This is a genomic window from Pseudomonas idahonensis (assembly GCF_037903935.1).
Lineage (GTDB): Bacteria > Pseudomonadota > Gammaproteobacteria > Pseudomonadales > Pseudomonadaceae > Aquipseudomonas > Aquipseudomonas danubii.
Map to the genome: position 1 here is coordinate 3,576,971 of NZ_CP149586.1, position 21,165 is coordinate 3,598,135.

A 21,165-nucleotide genomic window follows, 5' to 3' on the forward strand; every position below is an offset into this window, starting at 1 on the left:
GCAAGCTGGCTCCTACAAGAACTGGCCGCAACACCACCCGCTGCAGGAGCTGGCTTGCCGGCGAATGGCACTCACGACGCTGTCGTCCTTGAGAACGCCTTCGCCAGCCAGCTGGCTCCTGCAAGTGGGTGCCGGCGCTTGTGCGGATGCTTGGGTGGGGCAGATTGTGGCAAAAGATTTCATGGGTTCTTGATTCTCAATCCGGCTTGCGGCAAGTTGCGCGCTTCTCACTATTAGGAGCAGCCCATGTCCGGCTCAATGGCCCAGGCGTTCGCGCACAATTTTCTCGGCCACTCACCCCGCTGGTACAAGGCAAGCATTGTCGCGTTCCTGCTGCTCAATCCGCTGCTGTTCTTCGCGGTCAGCCCGGCCGCAGCGGGCTGGTGCCTGGTGATCGAGTTCATCTTCACCCTGGCCATGGCCCTCAAGTGCTACCCCTTGATGCCCGGTGGCCTGCTGTTGGTGCAAGCGCTATTGCTGGGCATGGCCACGCCCCAGGCGCTGTACGACGAGCTGGTGCACAATTTCCCGGTGATCCTGCTGCTGATGTTCATGGTGGCCGGCATCTACTTCATGAAAGAACTGCTGCTGTTCCTGTTCTCCCGGCTGCTGCTGGGGGTGCGCTCCAAGGCGCTTTTGGGGCTGCTGTTCTGCTTTCTGTCGGCCTTCCTCTCGGCCTTTCTCGACGCCCTGACCGTGACCGCGGTGATCATCAGCGCCGCGGTGGGCTTCTACTCGGTGTACCACCGGGTGGCCTCCGGCAATGACCCGCGCCAGGACAGCGGCTATGGCGACGATCAGCATCTGCCAACCCTGCACCACGACGACCTGGAGCAGTTCCGCGCCTTTCTGCGCAGCCTGTTGATGCACGGTGCCGTGGGCACGGCGCTGGGAGGCGTATGCACCCTGGTGGGCGAACCACAGAACCTGCTGATCGGCCATGAGATGGGCTGGCACTTCGCCGAGTTCTTCCTCAAGGTGGCGCCGGTTTCACTGCCGGTGCTGGCCGCCGGACTGGTGACCTGCGTACTCCTGGAAAAACTGCGCTGGTTCGGCTACGGCACGCTGCTGCCGGACAACGTGCGCAAGGTACTGGCCAACTACGCGGCCGAAGACGACGCCCAGCGCACCGCACGGCAGCGGGCGGCGTTGCTGGTCCAGGGGCTGGCGGCGCTGATCCTGATTGTCGGCCTGGCCCTGCACGTCGCGGAAGTCGGGCTGATCGGCCTGCTGGTGATTGTGCTGATCACCGCCTTCACCGGGATTACCGACGAGCACCGCCTGGGCAACGCCTTCAAGGACGCCATGCCCTTCACCGCCCTGCTGGTGGTGTTTTTTGCCGTGGTGGCGGTGATTCACCAGCAACAGCTGTTCGTGCCGCTGATCCAGTGGGTGCTGGCGCTACCGGCGGACCAGCAGCCAGGCATGCTGTTCATTGCCAATGGCCTGCTGTCGGCCATCAGCGACAACGTGTTCGTCGCCACCATCTACATCACCGAGGTGAAACAGGCCTTTGTTTCCGGGCAGATGAGTCGCGAACACTTCGAGACCCTGGCGATCGCCATCAACACCGGCACCAACCTGCCCAGCGTCGCCACGCCCAATGGCCAGGCCGCCTTCCTGTTTCTGCTGACCTCGGCGATTGCGCCGCTGGTGCGCCTGTCCTACGGACGGATGGTGTGGATGGCCCTGCCCTACACCGTGGTGATGGGCCTGCTGGGCTGGTATGCGGTGAGTTACTGGTTGTAGCGCTGGAGGATGTTTTAAGGGCTGAGGCGCTGATCCGGGTGCAACGGGGTGCCGTCCATATCGCTGAGCAGGAACGCGATGGACCGCACCTTGCCCCCCTTCACCCGAGGGCGTGCCAGACGCGGCCATCCCGGGCCAGCAACTCATCAGCGGCATCCGGGCCATCCTCACCCGCAGGGTAAGTCTGCACGCTCGCGTCCTGCTTCCAGGCATCGAGGAAAGGCTGCACGGCGCGCCAACCGTTCTCGATATTGTCCGCCCGCTGAAACAGCGTCTGGTCACCGACCAGGCAGTCGTAGATCAGCGTCTCGTAGCCGGTGGACGGCTGCATTTCGAAGAAATCCCGATAGGCGAAGCCCAGTTCGATATTGGCCATGTCCAGGCTCGGCCCGGGCTTTTTCGCCAGCAGGTCGAACCACATGCCTTCATTGGGCTGGATCTGAATCCGCAGGTAAGTCGGCGACAGCTGATCGACTTCGGTATCGCGAAACTGCGCGTAGGGTGCCGGCTTGAAGCAGATGACGATTTCGGTGTCGCGCACGCTCATGCGCTTGCCGGTGCGCAGGTAGAACGGCACCCCGACCCAGCGCCAGTTGTCGATCATCACCTTCAGCGCGACATAGGTTTCGGTGTTGCTGTCCGGCGCGACATTAGCTTCTTCGCGGTAACCCGCCAGGGCCTTGCCCGCCACTTCGGCGGCGCGGTACTGGCCGCGCACCGAGTTGGCCCGCGCCTCCTCCAGGGACCAGGGGCGGATCGCCCCCACCACCTTGGCCTTCTCGCCGCGCACTGCATCGGCGCCAAAGGCCGCTGGAGGCTCCATGGCCACCATCGCCAGGAGTTGGAACAGGTGGTTGGGCACCATGTCTCGCAGGGCGCCGGTGTGTTCATAAAAGCTGCCACGGGTTTGGACCCCGACGGTTTCCGCCGCGGTGATCTGCACGTGGTCGATGTAATGGTTGTTCCAGAACGCCTCGAACAGGCTGTTGGAAAAACGGCTGACCAGGATGTTCTGGACCGTTTCCTTGCCCAGGTAATGGTCGATGCGATAGATCTGCTTCTCGCTCATGACCTTGAGCAAGCAGGCATTGAGGGCCTCGGCGCTCTGCAGATCGGAGCCGAAGGGCTTCTCGATGACCACCCGGCGAAAGGCCTCCGGCCCCTCCGCAAGCAACCCCGAAGCCCCCAGGCGCTGCACCACTTCACTGAAGAAGCGCGGCGCGGTGGCCAGGTAGAACACCGCGTTGCCGGTGCCGCTGGCGGCAATTCGCGCCGCCAGTTCGGCATAGGTGGAGTCGTCGAGGAAGTCGCCCTGGACGTAGCTGATGCCACGGGTCAGGCGGGCCCAGACGGCGGCGTCCACGGACGCCCCCTGGCCTTGTTTGCTCAGCACTTCATCGCGAAGGAAGTCTTCCAGCAAGGTGGCGAACTCAGCGTCGCTCACCGCGTTGTGGTCGACGCCGACAATCCGCAGCCCCTCATCCAGCAGACCGTCGCGGCTCAGGTTGTACAGCGCCGGCGTCAACAGGCGCTTGACCAGATCACCGCGGGCGCCGAACAGGAACAGCGTGGTCGGCGGCGCGGGCAACGCCTTGGACTTCTTTCGCGTAGAGGTCATTTCTTACCGGTCTCCACGTGGCCGCCAAAGCCAAAGCGCATGGCCGACAGCAGCTTGTCGCCGTAGGTGCCCTGGCCGCGGGAGCGGTAGCGGGAGAACAACGAGTTGGACAGCACCGGAACCGGCACCGCCTGCTCCATGGCCGCTTCAATGGTCCAGCGCCCTTCGCCACTGTCGGCCACGGCACCGGAAAAACCGTCGAGCTTCGGATCGCCGGCCAGGGCATCGGCGGTCAGGTCCAGCAGCCAGGAGGACACTACGCTGCCGCGCCGCCAGACTTCGGCGATGTCCGCCACATTGAGGTCGAAGCGCTGATCCTCCGGCAGGATGTCCGAAGACTTGGTCTTGAGAATGTCAAAGCCCTCGGCGAAGGCCTGCATCATCCCGTACTCGATGCCGTTGTGGATCATCTTGACGAAATGCCCGGCACCGGCAGGACCGGCATGGATATAGCCACGCTCGGCACGGTCGTCATCAGAAACACGGTCCTTGGTCCGTGGAATCGAACCCAGGCCGGGGGCCAGGGCGGCGAACAGCGGGTCCAGGCGCAGCACTTCATCGGCATCGCCGCCGATCATCATGCAGTAGCCGCGCTCCAGGCCCCAGACGCCGCCGGAGGTGCCGACATCGATGTACTTCAGGCCCTTTTGCGCCAGGTCCCGGGCACGGCGGATGTCGTCCTTATAGTAGGTGTTGCCACCGTCGATGATCACATCACCCGGTTCCAGCAACTGGCTCAGGGTGTCGATGGTCTCTTCGGTGGGTGCGCCGGCGGGCAGCATGACCCAGACCGCGCGGGGTTTTTCCAGGCCGGCCACCAGGGCCGGCAGGTCGGCGACGCCCTTGGCGCCTTCGGCGGCCAGGGTGCTGACGAAATCGGTGTTGCGGTCAAAGACTACGGTCTCGTGCCCATTGAGCATCAGGCGCCGTGCAATGTTGCCGCCCATGCGGCCCAGTCCAATAATCCCCAGTTGCATGTGCTGATGCTCCTACTGCAAAAAATTCAGATCAAAAATGTATAGCCCAAAGGGCTGGGTGCAAACGTCGAGGGGCGCAACTATACAAGGCGAGACGCTCCAAGACAGCGCAATCTTCAGACATAACGCCAGTTTTTGCGGCCACCTGCGCGCAACGCAGCGCGCCCAAGCCCGATCTCTTGCCCCTCGGCCGGCGCGAACCGCGTGCAGATTAGTCCCGGCACTGGGGGCGAAGTTTCTCAGAAACTGGGGGGATAACGACGCAAAACACCAGGAAGGCACAACGACCACGAAAAATAAAAAAGTTCCAATTGCGCTAAAAAGAAATAAAATTGCCGCCTTCAGGCTGCGTGAAAACGTCACGAGTGAAGGCAAGACGGTTGCCTGACACCGTCATTTTCGCGCTGCCGACGATAGTGCTTTGCGCAAGGGATGCGACCAGCGAAGCATAGTTGAGGCACTCCATTTGCGAGGTGAAGCAATGGGCACAGTACTACCGGCACGACCAGCACAGACTCTCTACGTGACCATTCGTCGTGACGAATTGCGCCAACTCAAAGACGAGCGCGATCAACTGCAACGGGAACTCGCCCAATTGCGCCTGATGTTGCAGAACCAGGGACAAGCCCCTGCCGTAGCGCTGCAGCGCCCCTGAGCAACCTCAGCTGTGCCCCGGAACGCAGGCCCGGCCTGCGTTCACCGCTCTACCCGCTCCCTTTCCTGTCACCTATCTCCCGCCACACCTGATCCCGCCGCCTGCTACGCCGGACAAAAATCCAACGCTGCGCTAACGAACTTTTCACACTTGCCTATCGATACTCCCGGCCATTGTGGCCGTCTTGTTACAGACGGCGGCCTTCATTCGCAGCGCTGAACCGGCGCGCAATGATCACGGAACGGCGGGGAGCGCTGAATGGCATTGTTCAAACGCAGTAACACGTCTGCGACAGGTTTTGACTGGATGGGGCTGCTCTGGCTGTTCCTGTTCTTCTGGTATTTCTCCGGCATCACCCAACTGCTGATTCAACTGACGGACACGTCCGGCTTCGCCGGTTTCCGCCAGGCGTTCTTCATGAGCGCCATCTGGCTGGCACCGATGCTGCTGTTCCCGGCACGCACCAGAGTCATGGCGGCAGTGATCGGCGTGGTGCTCTGGGCCTGCTCCATGGCCAGCCTGGGCTATTTCTTCGTCTATCAGCAGGAGTTCTCGCAAAGCGTCATCTTCATCATGTTCGAGTCCAACCCCTCGGAGGCCGGTGAATACCTGACGCAGTACTTTGCCTGGTGGATGCTCCTGGCGTTCCTGGCCCACACCGCCTTCGCCCTCTTCCTCTGGACCCGCCTGCGCCCGGTTTACCTGCCCCGGGGCCAGGCCCTGGCGGCTGCCGTGGCAATCCTGGTGGCGATTGTCGGCTACCCGCTGATCAAGCAAATCGCTCGCACCGACACCCTGGCCGACGGCCTGGAGAAATTCGAAACCCGTATCGAACCCGCCGTGCCGTGGCAGATGGTGGTCGCTTATCGCCGCTACCGTGAGCAACTGAACGGCATGCAGGGCATGCTCGACAGCGTCAGCAAGATCCCGCCGCTGACCAACCTCAAGGACAGCATGGCCAACCAGCCGGCCAGCCTGGTGCTGGTGATCGGCGAGTCCACCAACCGCCAGCGCATGAGCCTCTACGGCTACCCGCGCCAGACCACCCCGGAGCTGGACAAGCTCAAGGACCAGCTGGCGGTGTTCGACAACGTCATCACCCCGCGCCCCTACACCATCGAGGCGTTGCAACAGGTGCTGACCTTTGCCGACGAAGAAAACCCCGATCTCTACCTCAAGACGCCGTCCCTGGTCAGCGTGATGAAGCAGGCCGGCTACAAGACCTACTGGATCACCAACCAGCAGACCATGACCAAGCGCAACACCATGCTCACCACCTTCTCCGAGCAGGCGGACGAGCAGGTGTACCTGAACAACAACCGCAACCAGAACGCCCGCCAGTACGACGGCGACGTGCTCGAGCCCTTCTCCAAGGCCCTGGCCGACAGCGCCCCGCGCAAGTTCATCGTGGTCCACCTGCTGGGCACCCACATGAGCTACCAGTACCGCTACCCGCCAAGCTACGACAAATTCACCGATCGCCAGGGCGTGCCGGCCGGTGTGCGTGACGATCAACTGCCGACCTACAACAGCTACGACAACGCGGTGCTGTACAACGACTTCGTGGTCTCCAGCCTGATCAAGGATTACGCCAAGACCGACCCCAACGGTTTCCTGCTGTACCTGTCGGACCACGGCGAAGACGTCTTCGACTCCGCCGGCCACGACACCCTGGGACGCAACGAAGGCAAGCCCACGGCGCCGATGTACACCATCCCGTTCATGGCCTGGGCCTCGCCGAAGTGGCGGCAAACCCACGACTGGAACTTTGCTTCCGACCTCAGCCGCCCTTACAGCAGCTCCCAGCTGATTCATACCTGGGCCGACCTGGCGGGCTTGAGTTTCGACCAGCTGGACCACAGCCGCAGCCTGGTCAGCGACAGCTTCAAGCCACGCCCGCTGCTGATTGGCGACCCCTACTCACGCCAGAGCAAGGCGCTGATCGACTTCAGCCTGATGAAACCCAAAGCGCCGACGGAAGCGACCGTGGTCCAGAAGTAAGAACCCGACTCGGGGGCCGCAACGGCCCCCATCCCTGCGGGGCCCGGCATGCCGGCAAAGGCACCATCCTGCCTTGCAGCGAGCTCTGCGACGCCCTCGCTGGCCAACCAGCTGCTACAGGCTTTGATTGTCTGCAGACACATAATGTCAAGAATGTAATATCCCGCTCAGGCTGACGTTAACCCTCACTTAATACACTTCGCTGAAACTTGCCCCATCACTTCTTGTGCAGGGACGAAACAAGTTACCGAACACTCTTAAGTAGGAAACGCAGTATGAAACTTTCAACTTTGGTATTTAGCGGTTTGATTCTCGCCACTTCCAGTGCAGCCTTTGCCGAAGGCGGAGCCGAGCATATGCAACGCTTTTACGAGAACTTCCGGGTCAATCAGCAACAGATTCACGGCGATAAAAACCAGAACCTCGCCAAGACCGAGCAAGACAAGGCCGGTACCCACTATTCCGCACCGGACGCCAAGCAACAACAGCCCGGCGCCTGATACATCTTCAACGCAGTACCCACTCTGGACAATGTGCTCCTTTGGCAGAGATGGACGTTTGGCGCCCTCTATAGGGCGCCTTTTTTTATCCGCTGGCAGACCCTCACTGTCACGCCAATGACAGGAATATTACAACTCTGTCATCCGCCACTTTCCCTGCGTGCAATCAACTAGCATGCCTGCGCCCAAGCACTCACCCGCTATCGGGTGACCTGGCTAATCCTATGAATTAGCTGATTAATTTTCTTGACCCTGTAGCTACTTCAGGCTTCACCCTGCACTCATTCGATAATGCCCAAGCGGTTTGGAGAGGATCTGGCAATGCGTATTCTGGTGGTTGAAGACGAACCCAAAACAGCGGACTACCTGCATCAAGGCCTGAGTGAAAGTGGTTATGTCGTGGATCGCGCCAACAATGGCGTGGACGGTCTGCACCTGATACAGCAACAACCTTACGAGTTGGTGATCCTGGATATAAACCTGCCGGGCCAAGATGGCTGGCAAGTGTTGGAACATATGCGCGGACATTCTCCGGCCCGGGTCATGATGTTGACCGCTCGCGGGCGCCTGGAAGACAAAGTCAAAGGGCTGGATATGGGCGCCGATGATTATGTGGTCAAACCTTTTCAATTTCCCGAGTTGCTGGCCCGGGTCCGGACCTTGATTCGCCGCAGCGAACCCGTGTCCCAGCCGCAAGTATTGCAAGTGGCCGACTTGCAACTTGACCCTCGCCGGCATCGAGCTTATCGCGGTGACCGCCGGATAGATCTCACGACCAAGGAATTCACCCTGTTGCATGTATTGATGCGCCACTCGGGGGAAGTGCTGACTCGCACGCAAATCATTTCCCTGGTCTGGGACATGAACTTCGACTGCGACACCAATGTGGTGGAAGTCTCCATCAGCCGCCTGCGGGCCAAGATCGATGACGCCAGTGAAGTCAAGCTGATCCACACCCTGCGCGGTGTCGGTTATGTCCTGGAAGTGCGCCAATGACGCCCCAGCCAGCGGCGCCGACCAACAGCAGCCTGTCCATGCGCCTGGGGCTGACCGTCAGCCTGATGGGGGCGGCCCTGGTCCTGCTGCTGGCGACCCTGGCCTATCTGGCCCTGAACCACGAGTTGGACAACCTGGCGCGCAAGGGCCTGGAGAGCAAGCTGGAACAGATCCAGCACAGCCTCACCAGCGACCTCAAGAGCAGCGACCTGGCCGCCCGCCCCCACTCCCTGCTGGACCTGGTGATGGGCCACGACAATCTGCAATTGAACATCCTGAGCAGCGCCCCTCTGGCCGAACCCTTGCTCAATGTTGGCGGCATCGCTGAGCAACCGCTGCCCCGGGCCCTGAGGGAGAGCAGCGCCGAGGGTTACCTCGACTGGCGTGACAGCCGCGGCAATCCCCTGCTCAGCGCCACCCGGCAAATGAACCTGCGCAATGGCGAGCCGGTGCGAGTGGTGTTGAGCCTGGACCGTGGCAATGACCAGGCACTGCTCAGCGCCTACCTGCGCTCCACGGTGATTGCCCTGCCCCTGTTGCTGCTGCTGATCGGCATGGGTGCCTGGTGGCTGGTACAAAGGGGCCTGCTGCCCCTGCAGCAGTTCACCCGGGTCGCCGCCAAGGTCACCACCCAGGACCTGACCCATCGCCTGAACCTGGACAAGCTGCCCCGGGAACTGGCGGAACTGGGCCAGGGCATCAACGTCATGCTGCAGCGCCTGGATGGCGGCGTGCAGCGCCTGTCGCAGTTCTCCGACGACCTGGCCCACGAACTGCGCTCGCCCATCAGCAACCTGATGGGCAAGGCCCAAGTGACCCTGTCCCGCGAGCGCCCCCCGGAGGAATACAAGGCCGTGCTGGAGGCCAGCATCGAGGAGCTGGAGCGGGTCACACGAATCGTCGCCGACATGCTGTTCCTGGCCCAGGTCAGCCAGCCGGCTTCCCAGGCCCGCTTTGCCCGGGTGTCTCTGGGCGAGGAAGCACGGCGGGTCATGGACCTGTTTGCCCTCAGCGCGGAGGACAGGCAACTGCAGCTGGAACTGCGCGGTGACGCCTGGGTGCTGGGGGATCGCCTGATGATCCAGCGGGCCATTTCCAACCTGTTGTCCAACGCCATCCGCCATTGCCCGGATCAGGGCCGGATCGAGCTGCGGATCGAGCGCCAACTGCAGAGCGTGAGCCTCGCCGTGGGCAATCCCGGGCCGGGCATCGCCGCCTGCCACCTGCCCCATCTGTTCGAGCGTTTCTATCGGGTCGACAGCAGTCGCGCCCGAGCCGAAGGCGGCACCGGGCTGGGCCTGGCAATCGTGCGCTCGATCATGAACCTGCATCAGGGCCGCACCGAGGTCGACAGCGTACCGGACAGCCTCACCGAGTTCCGCCTGGTGTTCCCCAAGCTCGACCCGGCATTGCACGACGCTTAAAGCAGTCAGCCCCGCTCCCCTACAGCACCAGGGCGCCAATCAGCCGGGGGGGCTGACATCGGACATTACAAAGCTTTGCTCCAGAACAGCATGCGGCCATGGGCGGGATCGAGCATGGCATTGGCGAAACCGCAGGCCTGGTAGGCGGCCTGGGCCTGGGCGTTGCCTTCCAGCACTTCCAGGGTGATCTTGCAGCAACCCCGTTGCCGGGCAATGTCCTCGACCTTCTGCAGCATCCGCTTGCTCAGGCCCTGGCCGCGAAAGCTGTCCAGCACCACCACGTCGTGGACATTCACCAGGGGCCGGCAGGCAAAGGTGGAAAAGCCCTCGAAGCAGTTCACCAGCCCCACCGGCTGCCCCCCGGCAAAGGCCAGCACGCTGAACGCCTGAGGTCGCTTGGCCAGCTCTGCCGGCAGTTGCTGAAGCTGGTCCGGCGCCAGGGCCTGGCCGCCGCCCATGGGGTCCTGGGCGTAATGATTGAGCAGCACGCCTATGGCTTCGGCATGCACCGGGTTGCTGTAACTGGCTTGCAGCACCACGACATCGGCAACGTCCATGTTCATCCTCGATCAATGCAGTGAAAGTGAGCGTTCAGGGCTCAGGCAGCCTCGATTGTAGGCTGGGGGATTTGACCAAACGAAGATTTTTTCTCCCTCCTTCTGCAGAAAAATCCTAATGATTGGCCAGGATGAACCACAGCCGGAAGCCCTTCCCCTCAAGCGCGAGGCTGGCTGGCAAACCGTTGCAACTGCATTTCCTGCAGGCGGCTCAAGGTGCGGCGGAAGGGAAACTCCAGGTAACCCTCGGTGTACAGCTGCTCCATCGGTACCTGGGCCTCCAGATAGAGCGGCACCTTGCGGTCGTAACATTCATCCACCAGGGCAATGAAGCGGCGCACGCTGTCGTCATGGATCGACAGTTGCGGCAATTCGCGATCCCCTGCCACCACCCGCTGGGCGCCATCCTCGGTGCCTCGGGCAATGCGTCCCGGGCGTTGCTGGGCACTGAGGTTGGGGACCTGGCTGAGGAGGATTGCGCTGAACCTGTCACACAGCGCCATGAAGTCCATGGCGGAAAACGGCTGTTCGCACAGATCGGCAAAACGGCACCAGATCACGCTGCCGGCGGCCTTGACCACCTGCACCGGCCGATAGCCGATCAGCAGCGGCTCAGTGGAGACCGCCTGGCCGCCGCTCAACTGCTGGAACAAGGGTTCCAGGGCGCTGGGCTGGCCCTCGGCACTGAGCCAGTAGCGCTGCGCCGCGGCCCCCGGGTGCAGACGGTGATCCTGCTCGCCGTCCACCGCCACCACTTGCATATGCTGGCTGATGGCGCTGATGGCCGGCAGGAAACGTTCACGATTGAAGCCCTCGGCATACAGCTGCTCGGGAGGCTGGTTGGAGGTGCAGACCATGACCACGCCCTGCTCGAACATCACCTGGAACAGGCGCCCGAGAATGATCGCATCACCGATATCGTTGACGAACAACTCATCGAAGCACAGCACCCGCACCTCTTCGGCGAGCTCTCGGGCCAGGGCTTGCAAGGGATCGGCGGTGCCGGTGAGCTGGAACGAACGTTGGTGCACCCAGCCCATGAAGTGATGAAAGTGCTGACGCCGCGCCGGCACCCGCAGGCTCTGGTAGAACTGATCCATGAGCCAGGTCTTGCCCCGCCCGACCGCCCCCCACAGATAGACCCCTTGCACCGCTGTACGCCCCTGATGCAGGGCCTCGTGGCAGTTCTGCAAGGCTTGCACGGCCCGCGCCTGTGCCTCGTCGGCGACGAAGCCGTCCTGCTCCAGGGCATGCCGATAGGCGCTCAAGGGGGAATCGAATGGCATGGGCCGCTGGCCTCCCGGCAAAAAAGCCGCAGTATGCCACCGCGCCCCATTCCATGGAGGAACCGGCTTGCCGGCGAACCGCTCGACACACCGGTCGACAAGTCTCAGCGGGAGACATCCAGCCGTGCAATCCGTCCCTGCGAGTCCAGGCGAAAGGTGTAGCGCAGCGTCTGGGGGCTGGCGGAAAAATCCCCGCAGACCAGGCTGTCCAGCAACACCTTGCCGGTGCGCTGCTGGACCCCGAGGATCTGCAGCCGCGGACGCACGCGATGGCTGGCGTCCATCCAGCGGGCAATCTCCTGCGGCCCGACCCGGTGTTCTCGCTCGTCGAACACCTGGGCCTCGGCGGCAAAGATCGCCGCCGCCACCGAGCTGTCGCCAGTGTTGGCCGCCATCACGTAGGCGCGGATCGCCGGGGCCAGTGAAACGTCGATACCTGACATGAGAAAAGCTCCTGATGAGTCGATGATCGCGCCATGTTAAAAGCCCCGCGTGTCATTTCCTGTCAGGAGTGAATTGACCGCCCTGCTCGTCCTTTTGCAGGCACTGGCGCCAGGCTCGCAGCCAATCGCTGCGCCGCCCCGGATAGGCCTGTCCCTGCTCCTGGGCCGCGGCAATGCGGTCGGTGCGAAAGGTCCGGTAATCGCCCCGCAGCTCACACCAGGCAACGATCACCCGGGCCTCGTTGAGAAACCCCAGAGCCAAGGGCCAGATCAGCCGCTGGCTGGGGTTGCGATTGACGTCGGCATAGTCGATCAACAGCTTGGCCTGGTGCCGGATCGCCTGGCGGAACACGTTCAACGACACGCTGTTGTCGGGAAAGCCCCAGCCCGCGGGGCCCGGCAGCAAGGTCGGATTGCGCAGCGCATCCTGGGCCGCCGGGGCCAGCACGGCGGCGATCTTGGCCATGGCATCGGCCGCGGCCTTGCTCAGCACCTCGTCGCCACGCTGATCGACATAACGCAAGCCCAGGACCACGGCCTCGGTCTCGTCGGCATTGAGCATCAAGGGCGGCAGGAACAGCCCGCTGCGCAATACATAGCCGATGCCCGCCTCACCGTAGATCGGCGCGCCCAGTGAAGTGAGCTCGGCGATATCGCGGTACAGGGTGCGCTCGGACACCTCCAGCTCCGCCGCCAGGGTGGCTGCGGTAACGGGACGGCTCTTGCCCCGCAGCATCTGCAACAGGGTGAGTAAACGGCTGGCTCGCGACACCTTGGGTGGACTCCGGAGAAAAAACACCGGCGCAGAATATCAGAGCCTCCTGACAGTCAGTGTCAGGAGGCTTGCGGGGCGAGGCAGGCAAAGAATCAGAGATCGACCTTGTGCCGGGCGGCATACAAACAGAGCATCTCCATGGCCAGGGTCGCCCCCGCCAGGGAAGTGATCTCGGCATGGTCATAGGCCGGGGCCACTTCCACCAGGTCCATGCCCACCAGATTGATTCCCCGCAGCCCGCCAAGGATCTCCAGGGCCTGGGCGGTGCTCAAGCCACCACAGACCGGTGTGCCGGTGCCCGGGGCGAACGCCGGGTCCAGGCAGTCGATGTCAAAGGTCAGGTACACCGGGTGATCACCAACCCGCTGTCGAATTGCCGCGACGATCGCCTCGCAGCCAAGCTGGTGCACCTGGCGTGCGTCCAGCACCTTGAAGCCCTGGTGATCGTCATTGGTGGTGCGCAGGCCGATCTGTACCGAACGCGCCGGGTCCACCAGCCCTTCCCGGGCGGCATGCCAGAACATGGTGCCGTGGTCGATGCGTTGCCCCTCTTCGTCGGGCCAGGTGTCGCTGTGGGCGTCGAAGTGGATCAGCGCCAGCGGCCCGTGTTGCCGGTGGTGGGCCTTGAGCAGCGGGTAACTGATGAAGTGGTCGCCGCCCAGGGTCAGCATCGCGCAACCGGCATCAAGAATGCGTCGGGCATGGGCTTCGATGCGCTCAGGCACCGATTGCGGGAGGCCTGGATCAAATGCACAGTCGCCGTAATCGACCACCGCCAGATGATCGAACGGATCGAAGGTCCAGGGCCAGTGGCGTTCCCAGGCGATCCCGGTAGAGGCCGCGCGAATGCCCCGCGGACCAAAGCGCGCGCCGGGCCGGTTGCTGGTGGCGGTGTCAAACGGCACGCCACTGACCACCAGGTCGACGCCGCGCAAGTCACGGCTGTAGCGCCGGCGCATGAAACTGGTGATACCAGCGTAAGTGGCTTCGGCCGCGGTGCCGTAAAGGCTGTCGCGGGTCAGCGCCTGGTCGTTGTGGTCAGCGATATCCATGGGTGTCTCCTCAGGGTTGGCGGCTACGGAAAGTGGTCCAGATACGCGTGCGTTGACGCATATCCTTGAGGCTCATGCTGCGGTCGGCATACAGCCGGGCACGCATGTCGGGCCCCGGGTACAGGTTGGGGTCGTTGCGAATCGCCGCGTCCACCAGGGGCGTGGCCGCCTGGTTGGCATTGGCAAAAAACAGGGTGTTGCTCAAGGCCGCCACCGATTCAGGGCGCAGCATGAACTCGATGAAGGCCCGGGCCGCCTTGGGGTGCGGCGCATCCTTGGGGATCGCCAGGTTGTCTTGCCAGATCAGGGTGCCTTCCCGAGGGATGCGATAGGCCACCTCAAACGCCTTGCCGGCCTTGCGCGCCTGGTCCGCGGCCATGCTGGCGTCGCCGTTGTAGGTCAGTGCCAGGCACAGGCTGCCGTTGGCCAGGTCATTGAGCTGTCGGCCACTGGCCACATAGCGCACCGAAGGCTGCAACTGGCGCAGCAGCGTCTCGACTGCGGCCAGGTCAGCCGGGGCGCTGCTGTAGGGGTCCTTGCCGAGGTAGTGCAAGGCCAGGCCGACGACCTCCTGGGGCGAGTCGAGCAGGGCGATCCCGCAGTCTTTCAGGCGCTCGGCATATTCGGGTTTGAACAGCAGGTCCAGGCTGTCCAGCGGTGCATCGGGCAGCCGCTGGCGCAGCGCCTGGACGTTCACCGCCAGCCCCAGGGTGCCCCAGGTGTAGGGCACGCCGTAACGATTGCCCGGGTCCACCACGGCCAGCTTGGCCAGCAGGTCCGGGTCAAGGTTGGCGTAACCCTTGAGGCCGGCAGGGTCTATTTCCTGCAGCGCGCCCGACGCCAGCCCGCGGGCCAGGACACTGGAGGACGGCACCACCAGGTCATAGCCACTGCGGCCGGTCAGCAGCTTGGTTTCCAGCACCTCCGAGGTATCAAAGATGTCGTAACGCACCTGGATGCCGGTCTGCTCGGTAAAGCGCTGCAAGGTCTGCGGCGCCACGTAGTCCGCCCAGCTGTAGAGGTTGAGCACCGGCTCTTCGGCCGACGCCTGCGGGGCCAGGACCAGGGCCGGTAACACCAAAGGAACGCACAAGCCAAACAATGAACGCATGACAGGCACCTGCTCAAGGAAGTAGCGGCAGCTTGCCCGGATCGCTACATTAGAAAAATTCCACGTTTGTTACGCTGACATGCGCCCGAGGTAATGTTTGATGTTGGGTCAATTGCACGATCTGGACCTGCAGCTGTTGCGGCTGTTCGTCACTGTGGTGGAATGCGGCGGCTTCAGCGCCGCCCAGGGCGAGCTGGGCCTGAGCCAATCGAGCATCAGTCAGCAGATGGCCCGCCTGGAAACCCGTCTCGGCTATCGCCTGTGCAGCCGTGGCAAGGCCGGCTTCAAACTGACGCCCAAGGGCGAACAGCTGCTGAGCGCCACCCGCCCGCTGTTCGACTCCATCGAGCTGTTCCGCCACCAGTCCAACGGCGTGGCCGGGCGCTTGATCGGCGAGGTGCGCCTGGGGCTGTCCGAGGCCCTGGATCGCTCGGTGCTGGAAAAGGTCGCCCAGGCCATCCACGACTTTCGTCAGCGTGATGAGTCCGTGCGCATCGAGTTGTTGAGCGCCATGCCCGGGGATATGGAACGCCTGCTGTTGCAACAGCGCCTGGACCTGGCCATCGGCTATTTCTCCCAGGTCCAGCGCGCCTTCGACTACCGCCGGCTGTTCAGCGAAACCCAACACCTGTACTGCGCCGTTGGCCACCCGCTGTTCGAAGCCAGCGAGCCGGACCTGGGCGCCCTGTCCGAGGCCGACCGGGTCGACCACCCCTATCGTTTCCTCGGGCCGGACGAGCCGTTCCAGGGCCAGCGCTGCTCGGCCCGGGCCGAACAGGTGGAAGGCACCCTGGCCTTTATTCTGTCCGGGCAGCATGTCGGCTACCTGCCCAGTCATTTCGCCCGCAGTTGGGAGCAAGCCGGCCAACTCAAGCCACTGGGCGCGCCACAATTGAGTTTCGAGGTGGACTTCTACCTCGCCCGGCACCGCGCCCAGGTGCCGGGCGAGGCCCAGCAAGCCTTTGAAGACGACCTGCTGCGGGCCTTTGGCTGAGCGTGAAGCCGGTACAAACGCCTCAGGGCCCGGAGCAGAGGAAGGCCGACTGGCAATCACGCGCCACCGGCGAAGTTAGTTTTTTCCAGCGCTTTGCCCTTCTGACAGCGACGCCTTTCTGGCATCCTGCGCCTCCTTTTTCTGACCGGGTGCGCAAGTCTCGTCCGATGACATGACGTTGCGGCCCAAGTCCCGTCCACTTTCCGGCGTGCGCCCTGGCGTTTTCGCACGCCACTGGCAGGCCTTCTCCCATGACCGCACCTGATCGTTCCCCTCCCCGCTACAAGTCCGACCTGATCTACGGCCTCAATGACCGTCCGCATTTCAGCGCGGCGATCTTCGCCGCCCTGCAACATGTGCTGGCCAGTTTTGTCGGCATCATCAGCCCAACCCTGATCTTCGGCGGCGTGCTGGGCCTTGAGAGCGAACTGCCCTACCTGATCAGCATGGCGCTGTTCGTCTCCGGCCTGGGCACCTTCGTCCAGGCCCGGCGCCTGGGGCCCATCGGCTCGGGCCTGCTGTGCGTGCAGGGCACCAGCTTCTCGTTTATCAGCGTGCTGCTCAGCGCCGGCTTCATGGTCAAGGGCCGTGGCGGCGACACCAATGAGATCCTCTCCACCATCTTCGGCATCTGCTTTGTCGCGGCCTTTATCGAGATGTTCCTCAGCCAGTTCATCGGCAAGCTGCGCAAGCTGATCACCCCGGTGGTCACCGGTACCATCATCACCCTGATGGGCCTGTCGCTGATCAAGGTGGCGGTCACCGACATGGCCGGCGGCTACGGCGCCAGCGACCTGGGTGCGGCGAGCAACCTGGGGCTGGCGGCCCTGGTGCTGCTGACCATTGTCGTGCTCAACCGTTTCAACCACCCGATGCTGCGCCTGGGCTCGATCGTCATCGGCCTGACCCTGGGCTTCGTGGTGGCCTGGATGCTGGGCCGGGTGGACATGGCGGCCATGCCCGAGGTGCCACTGGTGAGCGTGCCGGTGCCGTTCAAGTACGGTTTTTCCTTCGACCTGATTGCCTTTATTCCGCTGGCGGTGATCTTCCTGATTTCGCCCCTGGAAGCGGCCGGCGACCTGACCGCCAACTCGATGATTTCCCAGCAGCCGGTGAAAGGCCCGCTGTACATCAAGCGCATCAAGTCCGGGCTGCTGGCGGACGGTTTCAACTCGGCGGTGGCGGCGGTGTTCAACAGCTTGCCGATGGTGACCTTTGCCCAGAACAACGGGGTGATCCAGCTGACCGGCGTGGCCAGCCGCTACGTGGCCTACTTCATTGCCGGGCTCCTGGTGTTGCTGGGGCTGTTCCCGGTGATCGGCGCGGTGCTGCAACTGATGCCCAAACCGGTGCTGGGCGGCGCCACCCTGATCATGTTCGGCACCGTGGCCGTGGCCGGGATCAAGATCCTCGCCGAAGCCGGCCTGCATCGGCGCAACGTGCTGATCGTGGCCATTTCCTTAGGCATGGGCCTGGGGGTGGCGGCGGTGCCGGAAGTGCTGCGTGAGCTGCCCAAGGCGCTGCACAATATCTTCGAGTCGCCGATTACCGTGGGCGCTTTCTGCGCGATCTTCCTCAACATTTTCCTGCCGGAGGAATTCCTTGAGCTGGAAGAGGATGAGTTCGACCCCGAAGCGGCGACCCTCAAGGTGATGCAAGACCCGGACATGAGCGCTAAAGCGAACTCCTGAGGCTGGCGGGCGTCTATGCTGCGTGCGCGGGTGATGGGCTCTCGGCCTTGGAGGTTGGTCGGGGGTTTTCCAGACAAGGCCCTGCGGGCCTTGTCGCAGCCTCGCAGGCTCGGCAGCGGCTACAAGGTGCCGGTCCGCCATTCATTTCCATTGCCGACAGGTATGCCATGCGTAGATTGATCGCCTTGACCCTGGTACTGCTCAGTCTCAGCGCCTGTGCGCTGTTGCCCAACCGCGACCCGCTGGCGATCAACGTGGTGGGTATCGAGCCACTGCCCAGCCAGGAGCTGGAAATGCGCTTCGCGGTGAAGCTGCGCCTGCAGAACCCCAACGAAAATGCCATCGACTACAACGGCGTCGCCCTGGACCTGGAAGTCAACGGCCGCCCGCTGGCGTCCGGGGTCAGCGACCAGCGCGGGCATATCGGCCGTTACTCGGAGGACATCCTGGTGATTCCGGTGAGCGTCTCGGCGTTTTCCGTCCTGCGCCAGACCCTGGGCCTGAGCCAGACCCAGACCTTGGACAACCTGCCCTACGTACTGCGAGGCAAGCTGGCCGGCGGCCTGTTCGGCACCCAGCGTTTCATCGATCGCGGGCAAATCAGCCTGAGCAACCCGGGCGCCTGGTAAGTCCTAGAACACCGACCAGCCGATGCGTTGGCTGAGCAGCTCCAAGGCCGCCATGCCCACCAGGGAGTTGCCGGCGCTGTTGAGTTCCGGTGACCACACGCACACCGTGAACTGCCCAGGCACCACCGCGACGATCCCTCCACCCACCCCGCTCTTGCCCGGCAAGCCGACCCGATAGGCAAAGTTGCCGGCTTCGTCATACAGCCCGCTGGTGGCCATGATCGAGTTGACCTGCTGGGTCTGGCGCCGGGTGAGGATCTGCTCGCCGCTGTGCTTGCAGAAACCGTCGTTGGCCAGAAAGCAGAACGCCCGGGCCAGATCGACGCAGCTCATGCGCAAGGCGCAGTGGCTAAAATAACTGCGCAGCACCGCCTCCACATCGTTATGGAAGTTGCCGAAGGACTGCATCAGGTAGGCCATGGCGGCGTTGCGGGCGCGATGCTGGTATTCCGAATCGGCCACCCGACCATCCACCATCACCTGACTGTTACCCGACAGGCGCCGGACAAAGTCGCGCATGGACAAGGCCGGCGCGGCGAAGCGCGACTGGTTGATGTCGCAGATCACCAGCGCCCCGGCATTGATAAAGGGGTTGCGCGGCCGACCCCGCTCGAACTCCAGTTGCACCAGGGAGTTGAACGGCTGCCCCGAAGGCTCGTGACCCAGGCGCTCCCAGATCGCCTCGCCGGAATGACCGATGGCCTGCACCAGACTGAAGACCTTGGAAATACTCTGCACCGAGAACGGCGTGTCGGCGTCACCGGCGCTGAACACCTGGCCGTCGTTGCCATACACGGCAATCCCCAGCTGGTTGGCTGGCACATCGGCCAGGGCGGGAATGTAGTTGGCGACCTGGCCTTGGCCGATCAGGGGGCGGACTTCATCGAGGATCTGGTTCAACAGGGCTTGCATGGTCGGGCTCATCGTCACGGGCCCCGATACGGCTGCGGGGCTATGGCTGCTAGACGCGCGCCAGAGCCTGCGCAGCACACCCGCGTGCAAATCCTCCGCACCTCGCAGGCGCTAGCCGGGCCAACGCCAACGCGGAGCCGGTTTGTCAGCCCAAACACTCCCTAGCCCTGCACAGGTCTTGAGGGGCCCTTCGCCGGCAAGCCGGCTGCTACTCGCCAGTTGCAGCAATGCCCAGCACATGAAATCGAAATGCAATTGAGATTCGATCATTTTCAGCAGTCATAAAACACCGGATCGATGACCAACGTCAGCTTGAATTAAGGTTCAAGCGCTAGAATGGCACTCGGTCACGCGCACAAAAACCTGTCATATCCAGCTTTGCCCCAGCGCCACACCATTCCATGCATCGCTCCCTTTGGCAGCGCCCACCCGTTGCAAAGGGGCCCTTTGCGGCAGTCGATGTTCATGCCATGACGGCATTTCCTGAGCGGAGTCATGCACCCTTGAAAACCTGGCACACGATCGTCGGTGTCCTGCTGATCACCACCTTCACCCTCCTGCTGGAGATTCCTTCCTCCACCTGGCTGACCTCCGCCACCCTGAGCATGATCCTGGGCAGCACGGCCTTGGCCTACATGGCCCTGTCCTGCTTGCTGGCCGCCCGCTGGGGTTTTGTCGAGCGCCTGTTCGGCGGCCTCGACCGGGTCTATGAGGTGCATAAATGGCTGGGCATCTGGGCCCTGGCGTTCGCCAGCTATCACCTGGTGTTCAAGGCCAACCTGGAAGAATGGAACAGCGTGCCGATCCTCGAACTGTCGAAGTACTGGACACGCCTGGTGCGCCAGCTGAGCTACGTGGCCCTGGGCCTGATCGTGCTCCTGGCGCTGAACCGCAACATTCCCTACAGCCAGTGGCGCTGGTGGCACAAGCTGTCCGGCCCGCTATTTTTGATCGTCATCCTGCACGGGCTGAGCTTCAAGTCGCCCATCACCCTGGACTCGCCCTCGGGTATCTGGCTCGGCGCGCTGTGCATCCTCGGGGTGCTCGGGGCCCTGTACAAGCTGCTGCTCTACCCTTTCGTGGCCAAGGTCGGCGAATACCAGGTGAGCGCGGTCAAGGTGGAGAAGAACTCCCTGCACCTGGAACTGACGCCCCTGGGCCGGGGCTTTCCGTTCAAGGCCGGACAGTTCGCCTTTTTGTCGATGCAGGAAAAGGGCCTGCGCGAGCCGCACCCCTTCACCATCGCCAGCGCCCAGAGCGAAGACGGGCGTATCGAATTCGTGATCCGCGCCCTCGGCGACTACACCCAACGGCTGCGCAAGCAGGTGCAACCCGGCATGCGTGCTGACCTCTACGCGCCTTATGGTCGCTTCAAGCGGCCTCTGGAAGCAGCTCGGGAAATCTGGATCGGCGGCGGCGTGGGCATCTCGCCGTTCATTTCCTGGCTGCAGGATTCGGCCGCCGGGCAGTTCGACAAGGCGACCCTGGTGTACTGCTACAACCCGTCCCGGGCCTTTCCCAGCGTCGACACCCTGCAAGGCATGGCCCAGGCCCGTGGCGTGGACTTCGTCGCCAACAGCGGCGGCACCGAGTCCCTGGCCCAGACCCTCAAGCGCACAGCCACGGAAACCGACCCGCAGCAGATCCAGATCAGCTTCTGCGGACCCAAGGGCCTGCTGGCTCAGGTGCGGGAGTTGATGAACGAGTACCAGATTCCCGAAGGCAACCTGCACTACGAGTTCTTCGAGTTCCGCTGATCAGTCACGGGCCCGACACGGGTGGCGCGGCTTATGCC

The 21,165-nt window shown here is 63.1% G+C and carries 19 protein-coding genes; 10 read left to right on the top strand and 9 right to left on the bottom strand.

What is annotated here, in order from left to right; genetic code table 11:
• The first annotated feature begins 246 nt into the window (after positions 1–246).
• Complete coding sequence (gene nhaB / locus WIN67_RS16130; RefSeq protein WP_102863489.1) at positions 247–1,749, top strand: sodium/proton antiporter NhaB; 1,503 nt, start codon at positions 247–249, stop codon at positions 1,747–1,749.
• Between the two features lie 100 nt (positions 1,750–1,849).
• On the opposite strand, the gene zwf is transcribed toward nhaB, so the two are convergent.
• Positions 1,850–3,367 carry a glucose-6-phosphate dehydrogenase gene (zwf, locus tag WIN67_RS16135; RefSeq protein ID WP_102879232.1) on the bottom strand — a complete coding sequence of 506 codons (1,518 nt, stop codon included), beginning with the start codon at positions 3,365–3,367 and terminating at the stop codon, positions 1,850–1,852.
• Positions 3,364–4,344: a phosphogluconate dehydrogenase (NAD(+)-dependent, decarboxylating) gene (gnd, locus tag WIN67_RS16140; protein WP_102879231.1), complete on the bottom strand. Its 981-nt coding sequence runs from the start codon at positions 4,342–4,344 to the stop codon at positions 3,364–3,366. Before gnd ends, zwf begins: the two co-directional genes overlap by 4 nt.
• Positions 4,345–4,825: 481 nt before the next feature.
• On the opposite strand from gnd, the gene WIN67_RS16145 reads away from it, so the two are divergent.
• From WIN67_RS16145 to WIN67_RS16165, 5 genes are all read left to right on the top strand, one after another.
• Positions 4,826–4,999, top strand: a complete 174-nt coding sequence (locus tag WIN67_RS16145; protein WP_162884050.1) for a DUF6026 family protein — start codon at positions 4,826–4,828, stop codon at positions 4,997–4,999.
• 258 nt (positions 5,000–5,257) lie between these two features.
• Positions 5,258–7,000, top strand: coding sequence for a phosphoethanolamine transferase CptA (locus tag WIN67_RS16150; RefSeq protein ID WP_339069240.1), 1,743 nt, complete (start codon positions 5,258–5,260; stop codon positions 6,998–7,000).
• A gap of 275 nt (positions 7,001–7,275) precedes the next feature.
• The gene (locus WIN67_RS16155; protein WP_102879229.1) at positions 7,276–7,500 is read left to right on the top strand and encodes a hypothetical protein; all 225 of its coding nucleotides are present in this window, start codon (positions 7,276–7,278) and stop codon (positions 7,498–7,500) included.
• A 321-nt stretch (positions 7,501–7,821) separates the two neighbouring features.
• The gene (locus WIN67_RS16160) at positions 7,822–8,496 is read left to right on the top strand and encodes a heavy metal response regulator transcription factor (RefSeq protein ID WP_339069242.1); all 675 of its coding nucleotides are present in this window, start codon (positions 7,822–7,824) and stop codon (positions 8,494–8,496) included.
• A complete protein-coding gene (locus WIN67_RS16165) occupies positions 8,493–9,920 on the top strand; it encodes a heavy metal sensor histidine kinase (protein ID WP_267268251.1) in 1,428 nt (475 codons plus the stop codon). The genes WIN67_RS16160 and WIN67_RS16165 overlap by 4 nt, the downstream gene beginning before the upstream one ends.
• A 65-nt stretch (positions 9,921–9,985) precedes the next feature.
• On the opposite strand, the gene WIN67_RS16170 is transcribed toward WIN67_RS16165, so the two are convergent.
• The 6 genes from WIN67_RS16170 to WIN67_RS16195 all read right to left on the bottom strand — a co-directional run bounded on the left by WIN67_RS16170 (position 9,986) and on the right by WIN67_RS16195 (position 15,144).
• Complete coding sequence (locus tag WIN67_RS16170) at positions 9,986–10,477, bottom strand: GNAT family N-acetyltransferase (RefSeq protein ID WP_102863585.1); 492 nt, start codon at positions 10,475–10,477, stop codon at positions 9,986–9,988.
• A 158-nt stretch (positions 10,478–10,635) separates the two neighbouring features.
• Complete coding sequence (gene zapE, locus WIN67_RS16175; RefSeq protein ID WP_102879227.1) at positions 10,636–11,763, bottom strand: cell division protein ZapE; 1,128 nt, start codon at positions 11,761–11,763, stop codon at positions 10,636–10,638.
• Between the two features lie 104 nt (positions 11,764–11,867).
• Entirely contained in the window at positions 11,868–12,206 is a 339-nt protein-coding gene (locus tag WIN67_RS16180; protein WP_273905948.1) for a nuclear transport factor 2 family protein, read from the bottom strand.
• Positions 12,207–12,258: 52 nt separating this feature from the next.
• On the bottom strand, positions 12,259–12,978 hold the full coding sequence (locus tag WIN67_RS16185; RefSeq protein ID WP_102863480.1) for a helix-turn-helix transcriptional regulator: 720 nt from the start codon (positions 12,976–12,978) through the stop codon (positions 12,259–12,261).
• 95 nt (positions 12,979–13,073) lie between these two features.
• Positions 13,074–14,033 carry an agmatinase gene (speB, locus tag WIN67_RS16190; RefSeq protein ID WP_306399598.1) on the bottom strand — a complete coding sequence of 320 codons (960 nt, stop codon included), beginning with the start codon at positions 14,031–14,033 and terminating at the stop codon, positions 13,074–13,076.
• Positions 14,034–14,043: 10 nt separating this feature from the next.
• Positions 14,044–15,144, bottom strand: a complete 1,101-nt coding sequence (locus tag WIN67_RS16195; protein ID WP_339069252.1) for a polyamine ABC transporter substrate-binding protein — start codon at positions 15,142–15,144, stop codon at positions 14,044–14,046.
• A gap of 100 nt (positions 15,145–15,244) precedes the next feature.
• On the opposite strand from WIN67_RS16195, the gene WIN67_RS16200 reads away from it, so the two are divergent.
• From WIN67_RS16200 to WIN67_RS16210, 3 genes are all read left to right on the top strand, one after another.
• Positions 15,245–16,138 (top strand): LysR family transcriptional regulator, encoded by an 894-nt coding sequence (locus WIN67_RS16200; protein WP_339069254.1) that lies wholly within the window; start codon positions 15,245–15,247, stop codon positions 16,136–16,138.
• 251 nt (positions 16,139–16,389) lie between these two features.
• Complete coding sequence (locus tag WIN67_RS16205; protein WP_102879222.1) at positions 16,390–17,829, top strand: nucleobase:cation symporter-2 family protein; 1,440 nt, start codon at positions 16,390–16,392, stop codon at positions 17,827–17,829.
• 167 nt (positions 17,830–17,996) lie between these two features.
• The gene (locus WIN67_RS16210; RefSeq protein WP_102879221.1) at positions 17,997–18,458 is read left to right on the top strand and encodes an LEA type 2 family protein; all 462 of its coding nucleotides are present in this window, start codon (positions 17,997–17,999) and stop codon (positions 18,456–18,458) included.
• Between the two features lie 3 nt (positions 18,459–18,461).
• Here WIN67_RS16210 and glsB read toward each other — a convergent pair whose 3' ends face one another.
• Positions 18,462–19,370 carry a glutaminase B gene (gene glsB / locus WIN67_RS16215; protein ID WP_102863474.1) on the bottom strand — a complete coding sequence of 303 codons (909 nt, stop codon included), beginning with the start codon at positions 19,368–19,370 and terminating at the stop codon, positions 18,462–18,464.
• Between the two features lie 503 nt (positions 19,371–19,873).
• On the opposite strand from glsB, the gene WIN67_RS16220 reads away from it, so the two are divergent.
• Complete coding sequence (locus WIN67_RS16220; RefSeq protein WP_339069257.1) at positions 19,874–21,127, top strand: ferredoxin reductase family protein; 1,254 nt, start codon at positions 19,874–19,876, stop codon at positions 21,125–21,127.
• Positions 21,128–21,165: the final 38 nt, after the last annotated feature.